Origin of the sequence: Stenotrophomonas maltophilia group sp. Smal32 (assembly GCF_030237085.1) — a bacterium.
Lineage (GTDB): Bacteria > Pseudomonadota > Gammaproteobacteria > Xanthomonadales > Xanthomonadaceae > Stenotrophomonas > Stenotrophomonas maltophilia_Q.
Map to the genome: position 1 here is coordinate 1 of NZ_JASJSI010000177.1, position 5,149 is coordinate 5,149.

At 67.2% G+C, this 5,149-nt stretch carries 5 protein-coding genes; all 5 read left to right on the forward strand.

Annotated elements, in window-relative coordinates:
- A partial coding sequence (locus QRO91_RS21790) for a DUF502 domain-containing protein (RefSeq protein ID WP_285310568.1) occupies positions 1-621 on the forward strand: 621 nt, incomplete at its 5' end.
- A complete protein-coding gene (locus tag QRO91_RS21795) occupies positions 618-1,403 on the forward strand; it encodes a queuosine precursor transporter (protein ID WP_285310569.1) in 786 nt (261 codons plus the stop codon). The genes QRO91_RS21790 and QRO91_RS21795, both read left to right, overlap by 4 nt.
- A 95-nt stretch (positions 1,404-1,498) precedes the next feature.
- Positions 1,499-3,439 carry a DUF885 family protein gene (locus tag QRO91_RS21800; RefSeq protein WP_049427716.1) on the forward strand — a complete coding sequence of 647 codons (1,941 nt, stop codon included), beginning with the start codon at positions 1,499-1,501 and terminating at the stop codon, positions 3,437-3,439.
- Between the two features lie 16 nt (positions 3,440-3,455).
- A complete protein-coding gene (locus QRO91_RS21805; RefSeq protein ID WP_049427713.1) occupies positions 3,456-4,526 on the forward strand; it encodes a serine hydrolase in 1,071 nt (356 codons plus the stop codon).
- On the forward strand, positions 4,523-4,927 hold the full coding sequence (locus QRO91_RS21810) for a VOC family protein (protein ID WP_049427711.1): 405 nt from the start codon (positions 4,523-4,525) through the stop codon (positions 4,925-4,927). The genes QRO91_RS21805 and QRO91_RS21810 overlap by 4 nt, the downstream gene beginning before the upstream one ends.
- The last annotated feature ends 222 nt before the right edge of the window (positions 4,928-5,149 follow it).

A 5,149-nucleotide genomic window follows, 5' to 3' on the forward strand; every position in this document is an offset into this window, starting at 1 on the left:
CTGCTGACCCTGCTGCCGATCTGGCTCACCTGGGTCGTGGTCAAGTTCGTGTTCGTACTGCTGTCGGGCATCTCCAGCCCGCTGGTGGTGCCGCTGTCCGAACAGATCGCAACCAGTTTCCCGCACTATCTGGGCTGGGTCCGCGCCGAGTGGATCCAGGACACCATCGCCCTGCTGGCCACCCTGCTGGTGATCCTGGCGGTGGGCGTGGCCAGCCGCCGCGTGCTGGGCCAGCGCCTGCTGCGCTGGGTCGGCGCGGTGATCAAGCGCATCCCGCTGGCCAGCATCATCTACGACAGCGCCAAGAAACTGCTGGACATGCTGCAGACCGAGCCGGGCAGCACCCAGCGCGTGGTGCTGATCGACTTCCCGCACCGCGACATGAAGTCGGTCGGTCTGGTCACCCGCGTGATCAAGGAACACGGCACCGACCGTGAGCTGGCCGCGGTGTATGTGCCGACCACGCCGAACCCGACCTCGGGCTACCTGGAAATCGTGCCGGTGGAGCTGCTGACGCCCACCGACTGGACCGTTGACCAGGCGATGAGCTTCATCATTTCCGGCGGCGCCGTCGCACCGTCCAGCGTGCCGTTCACCCGCGCCGGCGAACGCGCCGAATGACCGCAGCGCCGATCGAGCGCCCGCTGCAGGACCGCGCGGTGCTGCTGTTCATCGTGCTGGCCGCGTTCTTCTGCGGCAATGCGGTGCTGGCCGAGCTGATCGGCGTGAAGATCTTCGCGCTGGAAGATACCCTCGGCATCGATCCGCTGAACTGGAACCTGTTCGGCCAGACCGGCTCGCTCAGCTTCACCGCCGGCACCCTGCTGTGGCCGGTGGTGTTCATCATGACCGACACCATCAACGAGTTTTTCGGCAAGCGCGGCGTGCGCTTCATCTCGTGGCTGGCCGTGGTCCTGATCGCCTATGGCTTCCTGTTCGCCTTCGCTGCGATCTCGCTGGCGCCGGCCAGCTGGTGGGTCACCTCGATGGACCGCCACGGCGTTCCGGACTACCAGGCCGCGTTTGCCGCCGTGTTCGGCCAGGGCATGTGGACCATTGCCGGTTCGCTGGTGGCCTTCCTGCTCGGCCAGCTGATCGACGTGGCAGTGTTCCACCGCATCCGCCAGGCCACCGGCGAGCGCCACGTGTGGCTGCGTGCGACCGGATCCACCGCGATCTCGCAGGTGGTGGACAGCTTCGTGGTGATCTGGATCGCCTTCGTGCTGGGCCCGCAACACTGGCCGACCTCGCTGTTCCTTGCGGTCGCCAGCGTCAACTACGTGTACAAGATGGGTTTTGCGATTGCCTTTTTTCCGGTGCTTTACGTGTTGCGGGGTGCTAACACCCGATATGTGGGCGAAGACTGGGGGGCCGCGCTGGGGGCCGCCGCCGCGGCTGACTGAAGCCCCAGCGCCACCAAGCTGACTGCGCCTTCACGCTGGCCGTACGCGCGCGGATCGTGCAAGCTCCACGGTCTGTGTTCCACGGAAGCTTCTTGATGCCGTATTCCCCCCGCGTGCTGGCCGCTGCCATTGCTGCGTTGTTCCTGTTCAGTGCCGTGCCGCCGGCCGAAGCAGCGAAGAAGAAGGCCAGCCGCCCTGCCGCTGCGCAGACCCGCCAAGCCGCCAAGCCCAAGGCCAGGCCCACCCGTGCCACCGCACCGGCCCGTGGCAGTTCGACGCGCCGCGCTGCGCCGCGTCCGGTCGCACCGGCCCGTGCCGTGCCCAAGCAGGTACAGCTGGAGCGCCTGTACGACGAGTACTGGGATGCCTCGATGCGGTTGAACCCGCTGCAGGCCACGTTCCAGGGCGAACCGCGCTACAACGACCAGCTGCCCAACATCCTGTCCGCCACCTGGCGCCAGCAGTCGCACGACTTCACCACACAGTGGCTGGGCAAGGTCGAAAAACTCGGCAGCGACGGCCTGCAGGGCCAGGACCTGCTCAGCTACGAGATCTTCGTACGCGACGCGCGCGCCTCGCTGGCTGCCGAGCGTTACCCAAGCTGGATGATGCCGATCAGCCAGTACTACAACATCGGCAGCATCATGGCGATCCTCGGCTCCGGCGCCGGCGCGCAGCCGTTCAACACCGTGCAGGACTACGACACCTGGTCGCGCCGCTCGCTCGGCATTCCCGAACTGTTCGACCAGGCCATCGACAACATGCGCCAGGGCATGAAGGCCGGCGTGGTGCAGCCGCGCGACCTGATGGAAAAGGTGCTGCCGCAGCTGGATGCGGTGATCACGCCGACCGCTGAAGAGAGCATCTTCTGGTCGCCGATCCGCACGATGCCGAACACGATTGCAGCCGAAGACAAGGCGCGCATCAGCGCCGAATACAAGCGCATGATCGAGCTGCGCATCATGCCGGCCTACCGCGCCCTGCGCGGCTTCATCGCCACCGAGTACCTGCCGGCCACGCGCGCCAGCAGCGGCATGGGCGCGCTGCCCGACGGCCAGGCCTGGTATGCCAACCTGATCGTGCAGACCACCGCCAGCGACCAGACCGCCGCACAGCTGCACGCGCTGGGCGAACAACGCGTACAGGAACTGCAGGCACAGATCGCCACGGTGATGAAGGACGCGAAGCTGCGCGGCACGCCGACCAAGCTGCTGCGCAGCATGCGTAACGATCGCCAGTTCCAGTACAGCGATGCCAATGCCCTGATCAGCCGCTACCGCCAGGTGCAGCAGCAGGTCAACGCGCGTCTGCCTCAGGTGCTCGATACGCTGCCGAAGTCCGCACTGGAAGTGCGTGCGGTGGAACCGGAACGTGCGCTCACCGCCGCCGCGGCAGCCTATCAGCCGTCGCCGGCCGGGCAGCCGGGCGTGCTGTACATCAACACCCGCGACCTGCCCAGCCGCAAGCGCTGGAGCGTGCCGGTGCAGTACCTGCATGAAGCGATTCCCGGCCATCACGTGCAACTGGGCCTGCAGCAGGAACTGGCCAAGCTGCCACGCTTCCGTCGCCTCGGTGGCGATCTTGCGTTCGTCGAAGGCTGGGGCCTGTACGCCGAGACGCTGGGTGAAGACCTCGGCGTCTACACCGATCCCTACGACCGTATCGGCTACCTGTACTCACGCCTGCTGCGCGCCGCGCGCGTCGTCGCCGACACCGGCGTCAATGCACAGGGCTGGAGCAAGCAGCAGGCCGTGGCCTACCTGCAGAAGACGGTGGACATGAGCAGCGATGATGCCAACGCTGAAGTCGAGCGGATCATGGCCCAGCCCGGCCAGGCACTGTCGAACGTCGCTGGCCTGACCACCATCGTTGCCCTGCGCGACAAGGCCAAGGCACGCCAGGGTGCAGCCTTCGATCTGCGCCGGTTCCATGCCGAACTGCTGAAGGACGGCTCAATGCCGCTGGACGTGCTGGACCGCAAGATGGAGCGCTGGATGGCGCAGCCGGCCAGCGCTGCACCCACCCCTTCACCCTGACCCTTCCGGAGCCGCCATGCGCCCTGCCGTCGTCCTGTTCGCCGTCGTGCTGGGCCTGCTGCCGCTGGCCACCTCCCCCGCACCGGTGCTGACCCCACCGGATGCGGGTATCGACGGCCTGATGCAGGCCTACGATGGCCAGGTACCCGGCGCCGCAGTGCTGGTACTGCACGACGGGCAACCGGTGTTCCGTCGCGGCTATGGCCTGGCGGTGGTGGAAGACGGTACTGCCGTGACCGCCGCCAGCAACTTCCGGCTGGCCTCGGTCAGCAAGCAGTTCACCGCTGCGGCGGTGCTGCTGCTGGTGGAAGACGGCCGGCTCGGGCTGGACCAGCCGGCGCGGCGCTGGCTTCCGGAACTGCCGCAGGCCGCAGCGGCCATTACCCTGCGCCAGCTGCTGTCGCACACCAGCGGCCTGCTCGACTACGAAGACCTGATGGACCCGGCGGACACACGGCAGGTACACGATGCCGATGTGCTGGCCCTGCTGTCGCGCGAGAACCGCCTGAACTTCGCACCCGGTACGCAGTACCGCTACAGCAACAGCGGATATGCACTGCTGGCACTGATCGTGGGGCGCGCTTCCGGCCAGGATTTCGCCGCCTTCCTGCAGCGGCGCATCTTCGCGCCGCTGGGCATGGCCCACACCGTGGCCCACCAGGACGGTATTGATACGGTGGCCGCACGTGCCTATGGCTACAGCTGGATCGACGGCCGCTGGCAGCGCACCGACCAGAGCACCACCAGCGCCGTGCTCGGCGACGGCGGCATCTATTCCTCGCTGGACGATCTCGCCCGCTGGGATGCCGCGCTGTATGACGACCGCCTGCTGTCGAAGGCATCGCGTCGCGCGATGTTCAGCCCGGCCACGACCACATCGGAACCGGACGTGCCGCATTACGGCTTCGGCTGGCGCCTGAACGGCCCGGTGCAATGGCACAGCGGCGAGAGCATCGGCTTCCGCAACGTGATCGTGCGCCACCCGGAAAAGCACCTGACCGTGATCGTGCTGACCAACCGCAACGACCCCGAACCCTATCCGCTGGCGCTGAAGATTGCCCAGCGCTGGCTGGACACCCTGCAATGACTGCCGCTTCCGACGCCCTGCTGGGCATCCACCACGCCGCACTGATCTGCAGCGACTACGCGCGTTCGAAGGACTTCTACGTACGGATCCTCGGCCTGCGCGTACTGGCCGAGAACCACCGCGCCGCGCGCGACTCCTGGAAGCTGGACCTCGCGCTGCCCGATGGCAGCCAGCTGGAGTTGTTCTCCTTCCCCGCGCCGCCGCCCCGGCCCAGCCGCCCCGAAGCCCAGGGCCTGCGCCACCTCGCGTTCCGGGTCGCCGCGCTGGAGCCGTTCATCGAACGCCTGGCCAGCCACGGCGTGGACTGCGAACCGATCCGCGTGGACGAATACACCGGCCGCCGCTTCACCTTCTTCGCCGATCCGGATGGTCTGCCGCTGGAGCTGTACGAAGTCGATTGACGCCCCCGGGGGTCAGAACCCTTTTCCGACGGAAAAGGGATCTGACCCCGCCGCCGCCACCGGAAACGCCATCCACGCATGGCGTGGATCTACGTGTCGACCAAGGTCGACACCCACCAAGAGCAGGCCGAGCCATTCCGACAGATTGCGGAGACCTGTCGAAGGCGGGGCACTGTGGGTTTGCGGGGTGTGAGCCGCATGGATGCGGCGACCAAGCCCCCA